This window comes from Agaribacter flavus, assembly GCF_042646125.1.
Lineage (GTDB): Bacteria > Pseudomonadota > Gammaproteobacteria > Enterobacterales > Alteromonadaceae > Glaciecola > Glaciecola flavus.
On the sequence record NZ_JBHRSW010000012.1, the window covers coordinates 1 to 19,455 of the forward strand.

The 19,455-nt window shown below is 43.6% G+C and carries 17 protein-coding genes and 1 tRNA gene; 7 read left to right on the forward strand and 11 right to left on the reverse strand.

Going from position 1 to position 19,455, the window contains the following annotated elements; all coding sequences use genetic code 11:
• Positions 1–271 precede the first annotated feature (271 nt).
• Positions 272–348: transfer RNA gene (locus tag ACFOHL_RS07645), tRNA-Ile, on the reverse strand.
• A 191-nt stretch (positions 349–539) separates the two neighbouring features.
• On the opposite strand from ACFOHL_RS07645, the gene ACFOHL_RS07650 reads away from it, so the two are divergent.
• The 5 genes from ACFOHL_RS07650 to ACFOHL_RS07670 all read left to right on the forward strand — a co-directional run bounded on the left by ACFOHL_RS07650 (position 540) and on the right by ACFOHL_RS07670 (position 5,043).
• The gene (locus ACFOHL_RS07650; protein ID WP_376919631.1) at positions 540–872 is read left to right on the forward strand and encodes a hypothetical protein; all 333 of its coding nucleotides are present in this window, start codon (positions 540–542) and stop codon (positions 870–872) included.
• A 202-nt stretch (positions 873–1,074) separates the two neighbouring features.
• Complete coding sequence (locus ACFOHL_RS07655; RefSeq protein WP_376919632.1) at positions 1,075–2,067, forward strand: response regulator; 993 nt, start codon at positions 1,075–1,077, stop codon at positions 2,065–2,067.
• 3 nt (positions 2,068–2,070) lie between these two features.
• A complete protein-coding gene (locus ACFOHL_RS07660) occupies positions 2,071–2,571 on the forward strand; it encodes a PAS domain-containing protein (RefSeq protein WP_376919633.1) in 501 nt (166 codons plus the stop codon).
• A 202-nt stretch (positions 2,572–2,773) separates the two neighbouring features.
• Positions 2,774–4,495: an Lcl C-terminal domain-containing protein gene (locus ACFOHL_RS07665; protein ID WP_376919634.1), complete on the forward strand. Its 1,722-nt coding sequence runs from the start codon at positions 2,774–2,776 to the stop codon at positions 4,493–4,495.
• Between the two features lie 8 nt (positions 4,496–4,503).
• Entirely contained in the window at positions 4,504–5,043 is a 540-nt protein-coding gene (locus tag ACFOHL_RS07670) for an Lcl C-terminal domain-containing protein (RefSeq protein ID WP_376919635.1), read from the forward strand.
• Positions 5,044–5,080: 37 nt separating this feature from the next.
• On the opposite strand, the gene hemW is transcribed toward ACFOHL_RS07670, so the two are convergent.
• The 4 genes from hemW to ACFOHL_RS07690 form a co-directional block, all read right to left on the reverse strand.
• The gene (gene hemW, locus ACFOHL_RS07675) at positions 5,081–6,238 is read right to left on the reverse strand and encodes a radical SAM family heme chaperone HemW (protein ID WP_376919636.1); all 1,158 of its coding nucleotides are present in this window, start codon (positions 6,236–6,238) and stop codon (positions 5,081–5,083) included.
• 8 nt (positions 6,239–6,246) lie between these two features.
• Complete coding sequence (gene rdgB / locus ACFOHL_RS07680) at positions 6,247–6,855, reverse strand: RdgB/HAM1 family non-canonical purine NTP pyrophosphatase (protein ID WP_376919637.1); 609 nt, start codon at positions 6,853–6,855, stop codon at positions 6,247–6,249.
• Between the two features lie 9 nt (positions 6,856–6,864).
• Positions 6,865–8,094, reverse strand: coding sequence for an ATP-dependent RNA helicase SrmB (srmB, locus tag ACFOHL_RS07685; protein WP_376919638.1), 1,230 nt, complete (start codon positions 8,092–8,094; stop codon positions 6,865–6,867).
• A gap of 88 nt (positions 8,095–8,182) precedes the next feature.
• Positions 8,183–9,427, reverse strand: a complete 1,245-nt coding sequence (locus ACFOHL_RS07690) for a multifunctional CCA addition/repair protein (protein ID WP_376919639.1) — start codon at positions 9,425–9,427, stop codon at positions 8,183–8,185.
• Between the two features lie 184 nt (positions 9,428–9,611).
• On the opposite strand from ACFOHL_RS07690, the gene ACFOHL_RS07695 reads away from it, so the two are divergent.
• Positions 9,612–10,523, forward strand: coding sequence for an ExeA family protein (locus tag ACFOHL_RS07695; RefSeq protein WP_376919654.1), 912 nt, complete (start codon positions 9,612–9,614; stop codon positions 10,521–10,523).
• The gene (locus ACFOHL_RS07700; RefSeq protein WP_376919640.1) at positions 10,516–11,829 is read left to right on the forward strand and encodes a general secretion pathway protein GspB; all 1,314 of its coding nucleotides are present in this window, start codon (positions 10,516–10,518) and stop codon (positions 11,827–11,829) included. Before ACFOHL_RS07695 ends, ACFOHL_RS07700 begins: the two co-directional genes overlap by 8 nt.
• Positions 11,830–11,885: 56 nt before the next feature.
• On the opposite strand, the gene ACFOHL_RS07705 is transcribed toward ACFOHL_RS07700, so the two are convergent.
• The 6 genes from ACFOHL_RS07705 to ACFOHL_RS07730 form a co-directional block, all read right to left on the reverse strand.
• Complete coding sequence (locus ACFOHL_RS07705; protein WP_376919641.1) at positions 11,886–13,103, reverse strand: HD-GYP domain-containing protein; 1,218 nt, start codon at positions 13,101–13,103, stop codon at positions 11,886–11,888.
• Between the two features lie 102 nt (positions 13,104–13,205).
• Positions 13,206–13,805 carry a 3-isopropylmalate dehydratase small subunit gene (gene leuD / locus ACFOHL_RS07710; protein ID WP_376919642.1) on the reverse strand — a complete coding sequence of 200 codons (600 nt, stop codon included), beginning with the start codon at positions 13,803–13,805 and terminating at the stop codon, positions 13,206–13,208.
• Positions 13,802–15,208 carry a 3-isopropylmalate dehydratase large subunit gene (gene leuC / locus ACFOHL_RS07715; RefSeq protein WP_376919643.1) on the reverse strand — a complete coding sequence of 469 codons (1,407 nt, stop codon included), beginning with the start codon at positions 15,206–15,208 and terminating at the stop codon, positions 13,802–13,804. Before leuC ends, leuD begins: the two co-directional genes overlap by 4 nt.
• Before the next feature lie 3 nt (positions 15,209–15,211).
• Complete coding sequence (leuB, locus tag ACFOHL_RS07720) at positions 15,212–16,306, reverse strand: 3-isopropylmalate dehydrogenase (RefSeq protein ID WP_376919644.1); 1,095 nt, start codon at positions 16,304–16,306, stop codon at positions 15,212–15,214.
• 3 nt (positions 16,307–16,309) lie between these two features.
• A complete protein-coding gene (gene leuA, locus ACFOHL_RS07725; protein ID WP_376919645.1) occupies positions 16,310–17,878 on the reverse strand; it encodes a 2-isopropylmalate synthase in 1,569 nt (522 codons plus the stop codon).
• Between the two features lie 419 nt (positions 17,879–18,297).
• On the reverse strand, positions 18,298–19,239 hold the full coding sequence (locus ACFOHL_RS07730) for a LysR family transcriptional regulator (protein ID WP_376919646.1): 942 nt from the start codon (positions 19,237–19,239) through the stop codon (positions 18,298–18,300).
• Positions 19,240–19,455: the final 216 nt, after the last annotated feature.

Sequence of the window (19,455 nt, forward strand, 5' to 3'; positions counted from 1 at the left end):
TACCCACGATAGCAAGACGGTGACAGGCACATTACTAAAGAAAAACCGCAAGACAGTGTTGATTGCTAATGACAATGGCAAAACACACCATAAAGTGCCAGCCGGTATTGTGAGGCATATTAGTGCCGCACCATTAAACTTAAATCAGACAGTTGTACAGAACGGTCTAAAATGATCGGTTACCTTGGAACGTCCTAGAACACTAAACTAGGCTGTGTTTATTGAATTTAAAGGGATGTCGGAAGTTATAGAATGTTTTGGAATGAAAAAATGGTGGCCCCTCCCAGACTTGAACTGGGGACCTACCGATTATGAGTCGGGTGCTCTAACCAACTGAGCTAAAGGGCCTTGCTTTGAAGCGGAGCGCAGTATAATTACTTTTTTTAAGATTGTCATCCACTGAAAGCATTTTTTCTGAAAAAATCTGCCTAACTTGTTGCTTCTGCTAAAGTTTGCACAATCTTTGCCGTCATATATATGCAATGATTGAAAAACTTTGTTATGTTTATTCATAACACTCGGAATATTTGGAGTTAAGAATGAAAGAAGATCCGTATTTGCTTAGTGGCCGCAATACGATTATTCACAAGCTAAGGAAAGTGGATTTACTTGTCGTAAATAGTCGCCAAGATCCCGTGTTAATGGTCATTCATAATGGCATCGAGGTTTACGAAGGCCCTATACCTAAAAACAAGCTAGAGGCAAAGCGCATGGATGTCGCGGTTGTCGATGTGTCGTCTCCAGACAACTTCGGTGATTATAAGAACTTATTGTTTGTTCAAACACTGAACAATAAAGAATATAAAATAGACTATTCGAGAAAAAACGCGCCAAATTACTTTATCACCATCCATCAGGAGAGCACGTTTTAGGCTCTCCATTGATTTCCTCCTAAACTTTATCTTTAGTCCTTTCAAAATACTGCAGTGAATTTGTATAAACTAAGACAATCTGTGTCTCAGCAAAATAGACTTTAGCACTAAAAAAAATGTATTTTCATTAAGGTTTATACCTTGTCATACGATACAAAGGAATGACACGTTTAATTATTACACACAACTAACGAGACCATTTATGCTTTCTGTGCTTATTTGTGATGACTCAATGGTTGCTCGAAAACAAGTAGCTAAATGCTTACCTCAAGACTTGGGCGCGAACATACACTTTGCCAAAAATGGTGAGGAGGCCTTGGCGTCTATTGCATCGGGCAAAGGGCAGCTATTATTACTTGATTTGAATATGCCTGTCATGGATGGCTACGAAACCTTAAAACACATTCAAGAGCAAGATCTGGCGACAAAGATCATTGTCATATCTGGCGACATACAGCCTGAGGCAGCCGATAGAGTAAAGAAGCTTGGAGCCATCGATTTTATTAAAAAGCCTGTTAATGCGGCGGAGTTACGTGACCGACTCTCGGTAAATGGTTTTTTGACTGAAGAGCCAGAAATCGAAGAAGCGCTCGAAGCCCTGCCTGAAGTCATTAGAGATTGTTATCAAGAAATCTCCAATGTTGCTATGGGGCAAGCGGGTGACCACCTTGCTCGTATCATGAATGTTTTTGTTGAGCTGCCCATTCCTAACGTAAATTTAATTGAAGTATCAGAATTACATATGATGTTGTCCGATATCGATTCTCACGATTCTATCTCTGGCGTTTGCCAAGGGTTCCTTGGTGATGGTATTAGCGGAGAAGCTCTTTGTATTTTGAGCGATTCTAGTTTTGCAGATATTGCCAAAATATTGCAGGTTACTGACAACATGGACGATCAAATGCAACTCGAGTTGCTAATGGATGCGGCTAGCTTATTAATAGGTACTTGTCTGCGTGGTATAGCGCAGCAGTTAGACATGCAATTTCGTCAAGGGCATCCGGTTGTACTGGGTCAACATCAAAGCGTAGAAGAACTCATCAAAGCAAATAAAAGCGCGTGGAAGAAAACCTTGGCGATTGAATTAAGCTATGGTTTGGAGGGATTTAATGTGAAATGTGACTTGGTATTGCTATTTACTGAAGAATCAATGGATATGATGAACGCCAAGCTTGCTCATCTACTAGAGGACTAAAACATGACTTCATCGAAGGTTGATAGCGATACATTAAATGAGTTGTTAGAGTTCCACTGGATGATGGATATGATCCAAACGGTTGATGTTGGGATTGTAGTACTGAACCGCAATTTTGATATTAAAGTTTGGAACGGCTTTATGGAAGCGCATTCGGGCATGTTACCGTCAGATGTGCGGGATAAAAACATCACAAAGTTATTTCCCGAAATATCGAGTGAATGGTTAAAGCAAAAGCTCAAACCCGTATTTGAATTGCGTACTCGTGCATTCATTACTTGGGAACAAAGACCTTATGTATTTAAGTTTAGAAACTATCGCCCAATCACAAGTTCGGCTCCATACATGTATCAAAACGTAGTATTTTCACCACTCATCTCGGCAACGGGAACCGTAGACAATGTATGTATGATGATTTACGACATGACCGACGCGGCCTCAGCAAAAAAACAATTGCTAGAACTCCAAGTCCGAGAAAACGAAGCTAGCGAACAAGCGAGTTAATCTGTACTTAGGATTTAAGTCTCTGTTGGACGCAGTTGCTTATCCTAGATAAGTCAGTTACAACGAGATAGTAGGCGAGATCGCATTAAGCATAGCACGAACACACACTTCACCTTGGTCTAAGTTTTGCTTCTGTAGCATTTATGAACCCTAAAATGCAGAAAATTTGTCACTGTACAAATCAATAAAGAGTCTTATTTGAATGTTTAAGTATGTGTTCGTTACGGCTGCAATGCTGTTTCTTGCTTCGTGTGGTGGTGGCTCAGAAGATCAAATACCCGAAACGCCAAAGCCAATTTTGGTTACCGCTGGTGTTGCGCAAACGATTGATGAACAACAAACTCTTGATATTGTTGGCGTTGCGTCTGGCGGCACAGGTGAATATGTGTACGCTTGGCTGTCGAGCGGTGACGTAAATATCTCACACGCTGATACGACTGCTGCCGATGCTAGCTTAGTTGCACCTGTAGTGACGGCACCGACAGACTTCATTATTCGCCTTGTGGCGACAGATAGCGCCGGTAAACAAGGCGAGAATCAGTTTGTGTTAACTGTCAATCCAGTCAATCTGCCACCCGAAGCCAATATTCAGGTGATGCAGCTTGAGGGATATGGTAACAATCGATTTCCAGTAATGGGCACAGTGGTCTTGGATGGCTCCAATAGCCGAGATCTTGATGCGCCCGAAAACATGGCAGAAATAGCCACATATGAATGGCAACAAACTGCCGGTACATTGGTAACAGAGGGCTTGGATCTCACTCAGTCTAGCTTGTCCTTTGTGGCTCCGATTACGGATAACGAAGAGTCGATCAGTTTTTCTTTAACAGTTACGGATCAAGAAGGGGAGAGCGCAGAATCAATAGTCAGTGTAGTATTAGTGGGTCAATCCAACACCTTACCAACTATCGAGTTAAACTCTGATATTGCCGTCTTTAGCGGTGAGCGTATTGCCCTTCAAGCTCTAGTATTGAGTGACGCGCCGCGTGCTAAACCTTTTTCCATAGCTTGGCAATCATCTATGACGACGGAAGGGCGCTTAGCTGATATTGACCAAGTAAATCAAATTCATACCTTTGCGAGTGCACCGCTTGTAAATGAAACGCAGCACATCATTTTTACCGCGACTGCACGAGATAGTTTCGGCAACGAGGTGACGGCCAACAAAACTATCACGGTTTGGTCGCAATTGAATGCGACCATAAACGATACAGGCGTAAGTGCTTACGGTACGGATGAAAAGGTATTTTCTAGTTATCAAGCAGACTTTGCAGGTCAGGATGCTGACTATGGCAACGACAGAATATCGACAAGCGGATTTATTGATAAAACTGGGCGGGGTGATCAAGGCTTTGACTTTACCCGCTTGAATGAAAACGGCGATCAGGTAGATAACACTGCCTTGCCATGGCGATGTGTCAGAGACAACATTACGGGCTTGGTATGGGAAACCAAAGTGAGTCAGGATATCAGTAACTTACATCATGCCGATCACGTTTTTACGTGGTATCAAAGTGAAAACAACGGAAATTTTGAAGGTGACGTAAACGAAATGTCTACCACTTGTGCAAATCCTAACGGGCAATGCAATACAGAAGCGTTTGTTGATGCCGTGAATGAGCAAGGCCTATGTGGCTTTTTTGATTGGCGCTTACCCACGCATCAGGAGCTACAAAGCATCATCCATTATGGAAAGAGTATTTTCCCATTAATTGATTCTGAATATTTTCCATTTTCTGGTGACAGTGGCTCGCAAGCACTCTGGTACTGGACAAATGTCTCAAGTGCAGATGGCGTGAATGATGATACCGCTATGAATGCATGGGCCTTCGATTTTAAATCAGGGGTTGATAACTTTTTGAGCAAATCAGTCCATGCGCGTGTGCGTTTGGTAAGAGCCGGTAAAGTGGAGCCAGAAGAGTGAGGGAAGTAATGTTTAAACGAATTTTCTGGGTATTGTGTTGGGCCGTGCTGGCACTTGTGAGTCAGTTTGTATATGCAGAATCAAGCTGTCCCGAAGGCTTAGAATCAACGACAGATAGTGGTGTGTATGTGGAATATGAAGGGGGAGAAATATTACATATCCCTTCTAACTTGGTCTTTATGCGTTGTGCTCTTGGTCAGCAATGGATCGATGGGGATTGCATTGGTGAAGCAGAGCCTTACACGTGGCAACAAGCTTTGTCCTTGAGTCTTGGTTATCAATTTAACGAAAAAAACAGTTGGCGCTTACCTAATATTAAGGAACTTTCTGTGATTGTTGAACGCGCTTGTGTCAGACCGGCAATTAATGAAGATGTTTTTCCACAAACCGCAATCGATGACTTTTGGACATCTACCCCCTCCATGCTAGATGAAAAAAGAGCCTGGTCGATAGCGTTTGCTAATGGAAGCAGTGCAATTAAAGCAAAGGATCGTAGTATTCTCGTGCGCTTAGTAAGAACTCGACTGCCTGAAGAACCAGTTGAATAGTCAGCTCCCTTGGGTGTTTATCCGAAGTTTAGGTTAGTTACACAAACTCGCTGAGCAGAGAGTTTAGGTAGCGGCGGCCCAAGGCAGTAACCTGCCACATCTTGCCATCGTCAATTATCAGGCCTTTGTCTGCAGCCTGAGATAGTACGTGCTGATTTTTTGAACTCAAGGGTGAGAATGTGTAATGATCGTAGTCTTCTTGAGGGCAGGCTTCGAGTAGTCGAAAACGGTTCATAAAAAACTCAAACGCTAAATCATCTTCTTCAACCCTATGTTTTTCGTATAAATAAGGTTTAGATAAGTCCATGTAACCTTTTGGATGCTTAACTTTAACTGTACGTTGAATTTGCCCTGTGGATAAGTCCGTGATTTTACCGTGTGCACCACAGCCAATGCCCAAATAGTCACCGAAGCGCCAGTAATTTAAATTGTGTTGAGATTGGTGCCCATTTTTTCCATAGGCAGAGATTTCGTACTGTTGGTAGCCACTTTCAGCCAAGAGGGTTTGCCCAAGTTCCTGAATTTCCCACAATACATCGTCATCTGGCAAGGTAGGGGGCTTGGAGTAGAATTGTGTATTTGGCTCAATAGTCAGTTGATACCATGAGATGTGCGGTACCTGAAGATCAATACTGGTTTGCAAATCCTTGAGGGCTTGCTCAGGCGTTTGCTTGGCCAAGCCGTGCATTAGATCGGTATTGAACGAGGACAACTTGAGATCGCTTGCTAAGGATATCGCGCGAACGGCTTGTTGTCCGTCGTGGATTCTGCCTAAGTTTTGTAAATGTGAGGTATTATAACTTTGCACGCCAATGGAAATGCGGTTAACACCTACTTGAGCAAAACCAGTAAACTTATCTGCTTCAACGGTGCCTGGGTTTGCCTCCATTGTCACCTCGGCGTTTTTAGCCAGTGGAACTCGAGCACGAACTCCATCCATTAAATGTTGCATCGCGTCTACACTCAACAAGCTTGGCGTACCACCGCCAATAAATACACTACTGACTTCTCGCTGTTTTTGTTGTGCGTTCAAGTTAAAAGATTGGATATCCGTCGTTAAGTCGTCCAGTAAATGAGCGATGTACTCAGTTTCAGGTATGGTGCCCTTCTGTTGGTGCGAATTGAAATCGCAATACGGGCATTTTTGCACACACCATGGTATGTGTATATAAAGCGATAGGGGAAGAGCAGACATAAATGTGCTTATGGGGTCTTTTCAAGCAATTCGCTAATGGCAGGCATCAATAGTTTTAATGCTTGCCCGCGATGACTTTCGGCATTTTTCGTCGCTTTGTCTAACTCTGCTGCTGTGCATTGATGTTTGGGTACGTAAAAAACCGGATCATAGCCAAATCCCCCGTCACCAAAAGCAGAATCGGTGATTTCGCCATGCCATTCGCCTTGACAAATAATGGGGCTGGGATCGTCTGCATTTCGCATGAGTACCAATACACACATGAACTTGGCTTTGCGATTGGCTACGTTTTGCAGAGCTTCCAATAGTTTTTGATTATTCGCTGCGTTATCGCCATGCACACCTGCATATCTGGCGGAATATATCCCAGGAGCACCGCCAAGTGCTTCAACCACCAAGCCACTATCGTCGGCTATTGCGGGTAAATGCGTAATTTTTGATGCATGTCGCGCTTTAATAATGGCATTTTCGACGAAGGTTGTGCCGGTTTCGGCAACATCAGATACACCGAGTACTGATTGCGCCTTTACTGTTATTCCGTAGTCGGCAAACAGGCTATTGAATTCAGCAACCTTTCCCTTGTTGCCCGAGGCAAGTACAAGCTCTTTAAACTTCATGGGTGCGTCCTACCGTTTCGACTTACTTTTTTTGACCGTTCTTTTTTTATTAGCCGGTGCTTTTTTCTTTTTCGGTTTTTTCACAAGTTTAGGCGCTTTGTGTTTGGGTTTCAGCGTGTCAATGACTCGCGCTTTTAAGGGCTCACCTGTAAACCGTGAAATTTTACCAAGCCAGATAAAATCATGCGCTTCAACTAAAGAAATAGCAGTGCCCTTGGCACCTGCTCTGCCTGTTCGCCCTATTCTATGCACATAAACATCAGCACCACGCGGCATGTCATAGTTGATCACATGTGATACATCTTGTACATCTATTCCACGTGCTGCGACATCGGTCGCCAATAATAATTTTACTTCGCCGCTTTTAAATTTATTTATCGCAGACAAACGCTTGGCTTGTGGCATTTCTCCTTGTAGCCATATCAAGGGGAATTCAGCCCAAAGTTTATCTCTTAAAGCATGCAGGCGCTCACGCGTTTTCACAAAAACAATACATGACTCGACGGTTGTACTTAATAAGTGGCGTAAAATAGCATCTTTGTGGTTCAGGTCGTCGCACAAATAATACCATTGCATGGTTTTAGCTTTTTCTTTGCGCGAGGGGCTAGCATTGACTTCCTTAGCTTCGTTGAGCAATTGTTCTGCAAATGTTCTGACCCCTTTGCTTTCCAATGTGGCCGAAAACAGCATGCTTTGTTTTCGCCAACGTGCTTCTGACGCGATTTGATTCACTATTGTCGAAAAACCCATGTCCAGCATGCGGTCGGCTTCATCAAGAACCAAACTTTCAATATCTCGACAGTCTAAGCTTTCTTTTTCAATGTGTTCAAACAAGCGACCTGGGGTTGCCACAAGAATATCTGGTCGTGCGTCGATCACCTGTTTGTCGGTGCCGTAGTTGATGCCTCCCGTAATGACGCCACAGCTTAATTGACTATTAGCGACCACTTTTTCGCACTGCTCATAAACTTGAACGGCTAACTCTCTTGTGGGTACCAATATGAGTGAGCGGCATTGACTGTCGCGGTTCTTGGGTGTATCTAACAAAAATTGGCACAAAGGAAGTAGGTAAGCGAGAGTTTTTCCTGTACCAGTCGGAGCCGAAGCTAATATATCTCTACCCTCAAGGGCTTCTGGTATAACCAATGTTTGAATTGATGTGGGTTGACGAAACCCCATATTAGCTACGGCGTGACACAAGTCATCGTCAAGTTCTAAATCTGCAAAGGTTTGAGCCATGTAGGTATCGCTTTGAAATATGGTTATTGTGATCTTGTTTGCGCTAGAAGAAGATATCAGGCAAACCCATAGAAAAGAGGATTATATATCAAGTGATGAGACTTTTCTCTGCTTGCTCTTTTAAAAAAGTATTGATTAGTTCGATACGCGCTAAATCAATCGCTGATTTTATTTCCGCACCTTTTAAACCCGCTGCTACATATGGTTTGGCGTTTACCTCCGCGCATTGTTGATACAATGAATAAAAATCCTCTGCTTGTGGATAAGCTCGATTGGCAAAAAACTTCCGGCCTAAAAAATCTGCTTTACAAACATTGAGCATTTTTTTGAATCTTTCAGGTCTTCGCCAAGCGTCACTCGCGTTTAGTACGGCGAGAATATCTTCAGCAGACTGATTGTATAAACGATGCACCACACTATGATGAGCACTGGTGAGCAAAGCTAAGTCCCTGCATTCATTTGGGACGGTGAGGCGTTTACAGCATGCCTCGATAGCCGGTAAGCCCAAATCATCGTGCCCGTGATGCGATGGCCAGTTAGTTGTATCGGTCAGCGCTTTGCCAAGATCGTGAACTAAAGCAGAAAAACGTACCGATAAATCTTGAGAAAATTCGACCGCTTTTTCTAACACCATCATCGTGTGCACACCGGTATCTATTTCAGGATGCCAAAGTGAGGGATTAGGAATACCCCACAGTTTGTCCAATTCACTAAACCAGTATGACAAGCCATCGATGGATTTAAGTAAGGTGAAATAAATATGGGGATGTTGATCCTGTAATGCTGACGCTGTCTCTTGCCAAACTCGGGGAGCACTCAGATGCTCCAACTCTCTTGCTTGCACTAGTTTGCGCATCAGGCATAGGGTGTCGTTGTGAATGGCGAAGCCGTAATCGGCATATCTCGCTGCAAAGCGCGCAGTTCTTAGTACGCGGAGTGGATCTTCAACAAATGCAGCAGACACATGCTTCAGTGTTTTTTTAGCTAAATCTTGTTGACCACCAAAAGGATCAATGAACTTGCCTGAGGCGTCCATAGCCATTGCATTTATGGTTAGGTCTCGCCGCAACAAATCTTGTTCTAGCGTAACGTGAGGTGAGCTATCACATACAAAGCCTGTGTAGCCTTTGCCTGCTTTTTTTTCTGTGCGTGCTAGTGCGTATTCTTCCTTAGTTTTGGGGTGCAAAAAAACGGGAAAGTCTTTTCCGACTTGCTGATAACCACGCTTGAGCATGTCGTCAATCGTTGCGCCAACGACTACGTAGTCTCTGTCTTTTATAGGTCGCCCTAACAATTTGTCCCTAACTGCACCGCCGACTAAGTATGTTTGCATAGTACCTGTATTGTCTTCTTTAAGCTTCGAGTCTGTTCACAAAAGGTCAACAGACCCTAATAAGTGTAACAAAACTGCCTGTGTCTGTTGAGCGCTTTTGAATATGAACAACAGACGCTTGGACAGCTTGCTTTGGCATGTTACCTTATCTCGTAGTTATCCGCCGATAAGCAGAAGTTTACGAGTGTATTTAAATTACTATGGATTGAGTGACAATCCATTTTCTATTGCGCCCAATCCCGATTATCTATTTATGAGCAATCGGCACCAACAAGCGCTTGCTCATCTTAGCTATGGTCTAAATGAGTCGGGTGGCTTTGTGATGCTCACCGGAGAGGTGGGCACAGGTAAAACAACAGTATCCAGAAAGCTCATGCAAGAGTTATCCGATGACACACAAACGGCGGTGATACTCAATCCAACACTGTCTGCTTTAGAGCTATTGGCAACGGTGTGTGATGAATTAGGTATTGCCTATGAGCAATCTCAAGCTTCGCTAAAAGGTTTTACCGATAAGATATTACAGTGCCTCGCGAGTAACCATGAGCAGGGCATTAACACGGTGCTCATCATCGATGAAGCGCAACACCTATTGCCCGAAGTCCTCGAACAATTGCGCTTGCTTACTAACCTTGAAACCAACAGAGAAAAGCTACTTAAAGTCGTGCTTATTGGTCAACCCGAATTGCAGCAATTGTTACGACGCAATGAACTTAGACAATTGGCGCAGCGAATAACGGCCAGATACCACCTTTTGCCCTTAACTAAAGATGAAGTAGGTCAATACGTTAGCCATCGATTGGCAGTTGCAAACGGCAGGCAAAAGTTGTTTAGCAAAGCCGCTCTGGAGCATCTTTTTTCCATCAGTGGTGGTATTCCACGCGTTATCAATTTGCTGTGCGACAGGGGACTAAGTCTAGCTTATTCCTTGCAACGTCCGTTTATCGACCATCGCGTAATGATTTCAGCAAGTAGTCAGGTACTGGGACAGGATATCGTGTTACAGCGTCAGCAACATGCATGGAAAAAGCGATATTTGCAGGTTTTTTTCTTGTTTGTCTTGTTCGGCCTTGTCGTGGGAGGGTGGTATGCATAAACAGCTTAGCATCAACGACTTAAAACCTGGTATGATGGTTACGACAGTATTAGAGCAGAATGGCCCAGTAAAAATTCGCAAAGTGGGCTTGGTCAAGTCGCCAGAAATGATCAAGGGTTTAGCCGAGATGGGCGTGATCACCTTAGAGGTTGACTTTTCCCAAAGCATCTCGATAGAGGAGGGCAGCACTGCGTCTTCTGAGGCAACAGCCGCCACTACACAAGCACAAAATGGCAAAAGTTCTCTTACGCCAACCAAACGACTGATGGAGAACGATCAGCAAGTAGAGAGAGTGGATCGCCAACTGTCTCAACAATTCCACAATTCATTGTTTATGTCGGCAATTGAAGAGATGCCCTCACACTTTACACTTTATGCAAAACCTATCGGCTTCCTAGTTGTTTGCGCTGTGTTTGGTTTTGGTTTGGGTTTTTCTGCTATGCAGACGCCGAAGCTGGTGGCCTTGTGGCAGTCGCAAGACAATACATCCAGCGATTTGGCTGAATCGCTTGCTATAGAACCTAGTGATGATAAACGTATGCTCGCCGGTGTTGAGAGTAATAGCAAACAGGCGATCCCCAATCCAATAGCAAGCAATATGGATAGTGGTGAAGTTGAAGAAAGTACAATTGCCACGACAGAAAAAACAGAGCCACATGCTTCACCAGTTACTGAACGCGCAATTACCGCCTCGCCAAACCAATATGCTAATACTGTCAACTCGAATAATGGGGGTGGGGAGAGTGATCAGCAAATTGCTTACGTCAATGGTGTACCTTTGCAGTCTGGAGAGATTGTGCTGGGCTACCAAGGTGAAGCAGCAGAAACAAAACCTTCTAACGATGGCAATGAGCAACCTAGTCAGAATCAAGGTGGATTGTCGGGTATTGAAGCTATTGAAAGCGAAACTGGCGGTCGCGTTATCAACCAAAGTTCGCTGGAACAGAGTTCAGCATCACCTGATTTGATGAGGCGCTTAAATGCAGCAATTGTAGAGATTGATAACAGCGCGCCAAATATACCGATTCAAAATACAGTTGAAAGCCAAGAATCATACAGGCCAACAGATGTAATCAGAGTAGATGACCTACCTATTAATACGCAAAACAGCTTACCATCAATGAGTTTTAGTGCACATATGTATGCTTCTTCGCCTGATGAACGTTGGGTGAGAGTAAATGGTTTACGCAGGCAAGAGTCTGACTTTATTACGGATGACCTTCAAATCATCGAAATCCGTTCAGATAGAGTCATATTAGACTTTCGGGGCGATACATTTTATATGAATGCATTGAGTGATTGGTAGATTAGCGTCCTTGCTCCATGTCCAATTTGGTACCAATTGGATAAGTGTAAGCTGAACTAAGCAGGGTAAAGTGCGGTTCTGAAGAATTTTGGAAGATTGATATCAAACTCCTCAGGGCGCACTGCCGTTTTAATCCTTTCAGTACTTTTACTTAAGTCAATTATTTTAATTTCTGTATGGTGTTTGCCGCGAATACTATAAAACGACATCACTTTTGGTTTTAGGGCGTTGTTTCTATTTGCTTGTGCGACAATGGCGAGCTTCCCACTTTCAAGATGGACTAAGGAGCCAACGGGATAGAGACCAATTGCTTCTATGAAATCTTCAACCAAGGCCTGATCAAATCCTGGGTCTTCCAACATTTCTTCTAGTGTTGCTTGCGAACTTGCTGAGCCACGATATGGGCGGCTAGTTATCATTGCATCGTAGGTATCGACAATAGCGGCCATTTGAGCATGCAAGCTAATTTCATCGCCCGTCAAACCTTTCAAATATCCGCTACCATCAATACGCTCGTGGTGATGCTTGATCACATCGTAAAAAGTAGGGGGAAAGTCGCCATGACGTTCCAGGATTTCAATCCCTATATCGACATGTGTCCGCATAACGACAATGTCAGCTTCACTGAATTTTTTATTGTTTTCTGCTAGCTCTGGCGGCAGCAATGTCATGCCAATGTCCATGAGTAAGCCACTGTACGTCAAGTCTTCAACTTCGTTTTGAGGGAGTTGCTTATGCTTGGCAAAAAGACTCAACAAAATAGCGCAGTTCAAACTGTGCTGTACTAAATAATCGTTACTTTCTTTTAGCATGACCAAGCACGAGAGTGCTTCGGGATTATCGAATACTGAGTCAATGATATCTTGTGTCAGATCGTGAAGGGCGTCAAAATCTGGCGCTTGCCCACTTCTTAACGATTTGACAAATTTACACTGAATTGCGCGCGCTTGCGTATAGAGTTTATCGGCTGCAGCAAGTTGTTGCTGCTGTTCTTCAAAACTAATACTCGTTATCTTTTTGGGAGAGGGCGTGCTTGTATGGCTTTGCTTCTCGTCGGATTTGTTAGATGTGGAATCTAATTGATTTAGGCTATCTGCTTCACTTTTATCAACATCGATTTCGACGCTTACTACACCTCGGCCAATCAAATTGTCTATGGTTGTTTGAGATTTAATTATCCCCTGGCGCTTTACTTGCAAACGAACTGGCGCCTCAACTACCCTTATGAGATACATGCCGGTTGTTAAAGATTGTATTGGAATTGTTTGATTCATCGTTCACTTTAGCTAACTGTTACCCAAACCAACGGTTTGGCATAAAGAGGGTTGATGTAGCTTTTATCGGCAACATACAACCCAACTAAAGCAAAATTTTAACTATAACCAAGCAGGCCTAGATTGTTCGTAGGCGAGTATTTTTTCTTCTGATTCTAAGGTTTGTCCTATGGCGTCTAAACCTTTTAGTAAGTTGTTTTTATGTTGTTCAGCAATATCAAATGAAATACTCAGATCCCCAGCTGATAAGACTTGAGAGGGTAAGTCAATACTCACTGATAACTGCGAGTCATTTGCTAACTCTCTAAACAATGCATCGGTTTCCGACTGACTAATCGCAATCGGTAAAATTTGGTTATTGATGCAGTTTCCGTAAAAAATATCGGCAAAGCTGGTGGCAATGATGGCTGTGAATCCATAGTCTGCCAAAGACCAAGGTGCGTGCTCTCGACTGGAGCCACAACCGAAGTTTTCACGTGTTAACAATATGTTTGCACCCTGATACTCGGGTTTGTTCAGGGAGAACTCAGGGTTTAATACTTGTTCTTGTGTATCTAAATAACGCCAATCGTGAAACAAGTGTTTGCCATAGCCAGCGCGCGTGACACCAGTTAGAAATTGTTTGGGGATAATTTGATCGGTATCGACGTTTGCTTGATCCAATGGCGCCATTCGACCGTGAATAATATTGATCCCACTCATGCGCTCTCTCCTAATAAACGTACGTCAGTAAATTTGCCTGTGATCGCAGCGGCAATCGCCATTTCAGGGCTGACTAGATGTGTTCTAGCTCCCCGACCTTGACGCCCCTCAAAGTTGCGGTTACTGGTAGATGCACAACGGTCTTCAGCTTGCAGTATATCGTCGTTCATGCCCAAGCACATTGAGCAACCTGGCAAGCGCCATTCAAATCCGGCGTCGATAAATATTTTATCTAGTGATTCTGCTTCTGCTTGTTTTTTTACTGCGACAGAACCGGGCACGATGATCGCGGTGACATGATCTTGTACTTTGCCTTTTTTAGCAATTTCAGCAGCTGCACGTAAATCTTCAATCCGTCCATTTGTGCAAGAGCCAACAAATACGTGAGAAACCTTAACATCGGAAAGGCGTTGTCCCGCAGATAGTCCCATATATGCCAGTGCTTTTTCTGCTGATGCTTTTTCAACAGGATCATCAAAGCTTTCTGGTTCTGGAATTGGACTGTCAACACCAATAACTTGTCCAGGGTTGGTGCCCCAAGTGACTTGCGGTGCAATCTCTTTTGCGTCTAATTCAACAATGCTATCAAACGATGCATCGGCATCTGAGTACAATGACTGCCAATAAGTCACGGCTTCTTCCCAGTTAGCATCGCTAGGGGCATGTGTTCTACCTTTTATGTATGCAATGGTGGTATCGTCGGGAGCAATCAATCCTGCTTTTGCACCTGCCTCAATACTCATATTACAGATTGTCATACGCTCTTCCATACTCAGCGCCTCAATGGCCTCGCCGGCATACTCAATAACGTGACCCGTTGCGCCGGCATGACCAATTTTACCGATGATTGCCAATATAATATCTTTCGCTGTGACGCCTAAACCTAGCTTACCATTTACTTTTACTAGCATACTCTTGGCGCGACTTTGTTTGAGCGTTTGAGTGGCAAAGACATGCTCAACTTGAGAGGTACCTATGCCAAAGGCAAGAGCACCAAAAGCGCCGTGCGTTGCGGTATGAGAATCTCCGCAAACCACGGTCATACCGGGTTGAATTAAACCCAATTCTGGTCCCATAACGTGCACAATGCCCTGATTTTTGTGACCCACTGGGAATAATTCAATGCCGTGCTGGGCACAATTGCTTGCCAGTGTATTCAATTGCAAAGCGTTTTGCGGGCCACAAGCATCTATCGCCAGTGAGCGTGTTGAAATACTGTGATCCATTGTTCCAAAGGTCAGGTCTGGACGACGTACTTTCCGCCCTTTTTCATTTAGGCCAGCGAACGCTTGGGGGGATGTGACTTCGTGAATAAGGTGGCGATCAATATACAGTAACAAGTCATCACCAACTTGGTCGACAATATGCTGTTCTAAGACTTTTTCATATAGTGTTTTAGACATTATCTACGCCTCTAATATTTGCTTAACTACATAGTCGCCGACTTCTGCGGTAGATTTTGCGAGGTGTTTTTTATCGGCACTTAGTAATTCACCCGTTAATACGCCATCTTCAAGCGTTTTAACAACCGCCTTGTCTATTGCGTCAGCGGCTGATTCTAAGCCTAGACTAAAGCGCAACATCATTGATGCGGAAAGTATTTGTGCGATTGGGTTAGCAATGCCTTTACCTGCAATATCTGGTGCAGAGCCACCCGCTGGTTCGTACATGCCAAAACCGTCACCATTAATGCTTGCAGAGGGTAGCAAGCCCATTGAGCCCGTTATCATGGCGCATTCGTCTGATAAAATATCACCAAATAAGTTTGAACATAGTAATACGTCAAACTGCGAAGGGTTAACAATGAGTTGCATTGCAGCATTGTCGATATAAATATGTTCTAGCGTAACGTCAGTGTATTCATTCGCGACTTCTTCAACAACTTCACGCCACAAGCGGCTACAGACCAGTACATTCGCTTTATCCACTGAGGTAACTTTGCCCTTGCGCTTATGCGCAGCTTTGAATGCAGAGTGGGCGATTCGGCGAATTTCTTGTTTAGAGTACACCATCGTGTCAAAAGCGCGTTGTTCCTCGCCTTCACCTTCTAATCCTTTTGGCTGACCAAAGTAAATACCAGAGGTGAGCTCACGCACGACTAATACATCGACGTCATTTTCAGCAATATCAAAGCGCAAGGGAGATAAGTGCGCGAGGCCTTTATAAATTTTTGCTGGGCGTAAGTTACTAAACAAATCAAAGTGACTACGCAGAGTAAGAAGCGCGGCACGTTCTGGTCTTTTTTCGAGGGGTAAGCTATCCCACTTGGGGCCGCCGATAGAACCAAACAATATGGCGTCCGCTTGTTCACAGCCTTTTAGGGTTGCCGCTGGTAATGCTTCGCCTTGCGTATCGATTGCGTAACCGCCAACTGCATATTCAGCGCATTCGAATGTGATGCTATATTTTTGTGAAACAGCTTGTAAGACTTTGTTTGCCTCTTGCATTACTTCAGGGCCGATGCCGTCCCCTGCTAATACAGCGATTTTATGACTCGCCACTTTTTATACTCCTGAAACTTTGTGTTGCTTTTGCTGATCGATTTGATCGGCTAATTGTGTGTTGTTTAATACGAAAATGAGCGATTTAACCCCAGCTTCAACAATATCAGTGGCAAGACCGATACCGTGAAAACGACGGTTTTTGTACTCTGCGATAACACCGACTTGTGCGAGTGCATCGGCTCCTTCACCTTTCGAGTCTAATTTGAAATCGACCACGACCAAGTCGCTGCCATTAATAGACTTACCGTCAATCGCTCGTATAATAGCGTTGAACGCCGCGTCAACTGGGCCATTGCCAGTGGCAGACTCAGTAATTTTCTCGTCGCCAAGGCTTATTGTAACGGTTGCTGAAGGAATAATGTTCTGGCCGCTACTGGCATGCAGATAATGCAATTTATAAAAAGCGTCTTCATGTTTTTGTTGATTGAAAAACAACAAGGCTTCTAAGTCATAGTCAAATACTTGGCCTTTTTTGTCAGCTAACTTTAAAAAAGCCGCGTAAACTTCTTCTAGGTCGTATTCGTCACTACTATATCCAAGCTCATTTAAGCGATGCTTGATAACATGTCGACCCGAGCGAGAAGTAAGGTTAAGGTTATTTTTATTTATTCCGACACTTTCTGGTGTCATGATTTCATAGGTATTTTGCCCTTTTAGTACACCGTCTTGGTGAATGCCTGAGGAATGGCTAAAAGCATTCGCGCCAACAATTGCTTTATTGGCTTGAACTGGCATGTTACACAGTTGGCTAACTAATTTAGACGATTTTGAAATTTCCTGCGCACGAATACCTGTTGTGTAACCAAGCTTACTTTCACGTGTTCGCATGGCCATGACGATCTCTTCGAGCGAGCAGTTTCCGGCACGTTCACCAATGCCGTTAATGGTACATTCAACTTGTCTCGCACCGTTTTCTACCGCAGCAAGACTATTTGCCACCGCCAAGCCTAAATCGTTGTGGCAGTGAACAGAAATAATGGCTTTATCAATATTAGGTACACGATTAAACAGTTGATGGATGATCCCACCAAATTCCGACGGTACTGTGTAACCAACTGTGTCAGGAATATTTACAGTAGTCGCACCAGCGTTGATCGCTGATTCGACCATTCTGCAGAGATAGTCAATATGCGTACGGCCTGCATCTTCACAGCTAAACTCGACGTCATCGGTGTATTTTTTTGCATGCTTAATTGCGTTTACCGCCATCTCAACTACTTCATCCTGAGATTTGCGCAATTTTGTGCCGACATGAATGTCCGAAGTTGCGATAAAGGTATGTATTCTAAAGTTTTCAGCAACGCGTAAAGCCTGTCCACAAGCGTCTATATCTTTAGCTAAGGCTCTTGATAAGCCACATACCGTTGAATTTTTAATTTCTTTCCCTATCAACTGTACAGATTCAAAATCGCCGGGAGATGAGACCGGAAAACCTGCCTCAATAACATCAACACCAAGCTTTTCGAGCATAAGAGCAATCTGAAGTTTTTCGCGAACACTTAAACTAGCAGGCAGCGCCTGTTCACCATCTCTCAATGTAGTGTCAAAGATAATCACTTTATCACTCATTTTGCTCTCCTATGTCTGTAAAGTTGACTCAAAAAAAAACCCGTGCGTTGCACGGGTTTTACTAAATTTAAAGTAAGCGCTACCCGTGCGGTTGATTTGCCAGACCGAGTAGAAGCAGAATTGAAACGTTAAATGTGTTCATTATTCGTTAATTTGCTGTACGCTTAATGTATGCGCTCAAATGTAATCTGGTTTGCTAGTTTGGTCAACCATTATCATGTATTTTTATATAATTAAATATAACTATCTTATTGGGCTAGGTGCCAGTGTTCAGTATTGTACCGGATAGTGGATCAGCTAGCAGAATAAAAAACGCGGCAAGTATATCCATATACGCTTTGGTTTTTCATCCGTGAAAAACAAATTTTTATTCTGCTAGCTCATCCACTATCCGACATAATCCTGTTTTGCCGCATGCTCTAATTTTGCATGCCACTGCCGACTTCAGTAATTAAGCGACGCAGCCAAACATGACCCGCATCGTGATGAAGCAAAGCACTCCAAGCCATTTTTAGCGCGATCGGAGGTATATCAAAGGGCGGTTCAACAACGGCAATCGCAGGATCATCTTTGAATATTTTTGCGGCTTTACTAGGCAAGGTAGCAATGTGGTTCTGAGATTTTGCTAGCTGCAATGCTGCGTGATAGTGGCGCGTAAACACTCGAATATCTCTTTGTTTACCTAATTTGATGAGTTCTGCATCGACCCAGCCAAGTTTTTGCACCTCAGTAGGGTCAATGCCCACGCCCACACCAAAACCTGTCTTGCTCACCCAAATGTGTTGGCCGCTCAAATAGGCATCTAAACTAAAGTTGTCTTTATCAGGGTGGTCGGCAGAGATGACACAGGAGAAAGTATCATACCAAATCACCTTTTGATGGAAAGACAAAGGCAGTTCATCAAAGCGATTAATCGCCATGTCGACTTTACCTTGCTCTACATCGTGAAAGGTGACGTCACTCGGTGTGATTAAATCTAAGGTGATATTCGGTGCCATTTTGGCTAGTCGACCGACTAATTCGAGCAATAAGGTTGATTCAGCGTAATCACTGGTCATGATGCGAAATGTGCGGGTGCTCGTTGCGGGGTCAAACTCAACCTCTGGTTGAATAGAAGATTCCAACTTAGCCAATACATCGCGAATAACGGGTTGCAACTCTATTGCACGTTTGGTTGGTGTCATGCCATCGCTTGTGCGTACAAGCAAAGGGTCTTTAAACAAGTCTCTCAGGCGCTTTAAGCCGTTACTCATCGCTGGCTGCGTGATACTAAGCTGATTGGCCGCTTTGGTTACGCTACCCTCTCTAAGTAGAACATCTAAGTAAACCAAAAGGTTTAAGTCAATTTTGGCTATATTCAATACGGTATTCCTTGGGCGCAGAACATTCAGGAATTTCGATTATATAATTAATTTACATAATTATCAGCGTTTAAATAAATGTTGTGAATGTTTGGCTGTGATTGATATCAAAGGACACATTATACGCTTCATTTCTGCTGACTTATTGTTCTATTTATCCAGAACAACAGCACTACAGTTGCTCTACCTTGCGAACATGCAGTACAAACCACTGCA

What these genes read in the sequence shown, in the direction of transcription:
- ACFOHL_RS07650 (WP_376919631.1), top strand. Translation starts at nt 540, where the DNA reads ATGAAAGAAGATCCGTATTTGCTTAGTGGCCGCAATACGATTATTCAC.
- ACFOHL_RS07655 (WP_376919632.1), top strand. Translation starts at nt 1,075, where the DNA reads ATGCTTTCTGTGCTTATTTGTGATGACTCAATGGTTGCTCGAAAACAA.
- ACFOHL_RS07660 (WP_376919633.1), top strand. Translation starts at nt 2,071, where the DNA reads ATGACTTCATCGAAGGTTGATAGCGATACATTAAATGAGTTGTTAGAG.
- ACFOHL_RS07665 (WP_376919634.1), top strand. Translation starts at nt 2,774, where the DNA reads ATGTTTAAGTATGTGTTCGTTACGGCTGCAATGCTGTTTCTTGCTTCG.
- ACFOHL_RS07670 (WP_376919635.1), top strand. Translation starts at nt 4,504, where the DNA reads ATGTTTAAACGAATTTTCTGGGTATTGTGTTGGGCCGTGCTGGCACTT.
- hemW (WP_376919636.1), bottom strand. Translation starts at nt 6,238, where the DNA reads ATGTCTGCTCTTCCCCTATCGCTTTATATACACATACCATGGTGTGTG.
- rdgB (WP_376919637.1), bottom strand. Translation starts at nt 6,855, where the DNA reads ATGAAGTTTAAAGAGCTTGTACTTGCCTCGGGCAACAAGGGAAAGGTT.
- srmB (WP_376919638.1), bottom strand. Translation starts at nt 8,094, where the DNA reads ATGGCTCAAACCTTTGCAGATTTAGAACTTGACGATGACTTGTGTCAC.
- ACFOHL_RS07690 (WP_376919639.1), bottom strand. Translation starts at nt 9,427, where the DNA reads ATGCAAACATACTTAGTCGGCGGTGCAGTTAGGGACAAATTGTTAGGG.
- ACFOHL_RS07700 (WP_376919640.1), top strand. Translation starts at nt 10,516, where the DNA reads ATGCATAAACAGCTTAGCATCAACGACTTAAAACCTGGTATGATGGTT.
- ACFOHL_RS07705 (WP_376919641.1), bottom strand. Translation starts at nt 13,103, where the DNA reads ATGAATCAAACAATTCCAATACAATCTTTAACAACCGGCATGTATCTC.
- leuD (WP_376919642.1), bottom strand. Translation starts at nt 13,805, where the DNA reads ATGAGTGGGATCAATATTATTCACGGTCGAATGGCGCCATTGGATCAA.
- leuC (WP_376919643.1), bottom strand. Translation starts at nt 15,208, where the DNA reads ATGTCTAAAACACTATATGAAAAAGTCTTAGAACAGCATATTGTCGAC.
- leuA (WP_376919645.1), bottom strand. Translation starts at nt 17,878, where the DNA reads ATGAGTGATAAAGTGATTATCTTTGACACTACATTGAGAGATGGTGAA.